The sequence below is a fragment of the Bartonella sp. AP150HLJHH genome, assembly GCF_042196385.1.
In the GTDB taxonomy this organism is placed as follows: Bacteria; Pseudomonadota; Alphaproteobacteria; order Rhizobiales; family Rhizobiaceae; genus Bartonella.
In genome coordinates this window covers 1-1,129 of the sequence record NZ_JBHIQC010000099.1, presented here as the reverse complement: position 1 = coordinate 1,129, position 1,129 = coordinate 1, and the positions used below count along the sequence as shown (strand labels likewise).

General features: G+C 33.8%; 1 protein-coding gene and 1 pseudogene. Both read right to left on the bottom strand.

The window, feature by feature from the left end; genetic code table 11:
- Positions 1-295: 295 nt before the first annotated feature.
- Positions 296-1,045, bottom strand: a complete 750-nt coding sequence (locus ACFING_RS09855) for a type IV secretion system protein (protein WP_375630785.1) — start codon at positions 1,043-1,045, stop codon at positions 296-298.
- Positions 1,042-1,129: pseudogene (locus ACFING_RS09850) on the bottom strand (TrwH protein); the annotation flags it as partial. The gene ACFING_RS09855 and the pseudogene ACFING_RS09850, both read right to left, overlap by 4 nt.

The window sequence follows — 1,129 nt, the reverse complement described above, 5'->3', positions numbered from 1 at the left end:
TTTTGAGGAAATATCCGTGACATATGTTTTTGTTATCTGATCAATTTTATTGAAAAGTTGCGTGAACACTGTAAAGTCCATGGAATTCCTCTTTAACGAATTTTCAACTTTTTATCACCTTGGAACATAGATATATGCTAAACGCTTCATTTTCATTTATACATTACCTAAGTATTTTCATCACGATATCTTGGCTTTGATAAAATCTTTGTGCCCCTCTGAATTGTTCAGATAGTACTGAACCTTCTACAGTGGATTTTGTTTTCATGAAAAAAAGCAAATGTTGTAAAGAGCTTTATTGGTTAGATCTTATTTTAGGCATATGGTTGTGGTTAGAGGTTATAATTTTTCCATACAATTTACGTTTTTGTATTTCGATAAGAGCCTCTTCGTTATCGCTTAAATTTCTGACCATTTGTAGTTTTGTATATTCATTTTGGAGCATGGCTGACATGGTCTTGATGCGTGTTTGCAGCTCGAAAACTCCTTTCAAATCTTTTGTTTTATCTATATTATTTAAGAAATCGACAATTTGTGTAAAGCGGTTCTCTGCGTCTTGAAAAGTTTGCAAACTTACAGCTTTATCGACAATTCCACTATAGTTAAGACGGGTATTAATTATTGTGCGCATCTCATGATACGGCAATGACCAGAAGATAAACCTTTTCTCTTCGTCAAGAACAGAATATAAAAGGTCTCGAAATTGTCCAACATCTACGCCATTGTAGTTGGGATGCGTTTTTGGATAGATAGAAGGCGAATCTTGTATGAAAAAGCTCTTGTTCTCTCCTATTGTTGGTTTTTGGATTCTATTTCCTGTTATAGACTGATGGATTTTTTTCGCGTTTTCGATCTGGTTTTGGCTTTCTTTAATTTGTTGGTTTAATAACTCAATAATTTTCAGATATTCTGTTTTTGAAACAGGGAGAGGAATTTGAATAGTTGAATCTTGAGCCCCAGAAGCCCAACTAAAGTTAGACATTAGAGTTAAATTTATCATTCCCAAAAGGGTAATCATTCCTGTTATAATAAATATCTTTTTCATCTGTTTGCTCGCTTGATTTCGGCAGGGATTGTTTTATTAATAGGCACTCGGTTCCTATCATTTGGCTGTTTTAGCTTTGGTGCT

Bases quoted from the DNA above. Each gene is read 5' to 3' on its own strand.
- ACFING_RS09855 (WP_375630785.1), bottom strand. From the start codon at position 1,045: ATGAAAAAGATATTTATTATAACAGGAATGATTACCCTTTTGGGAATG.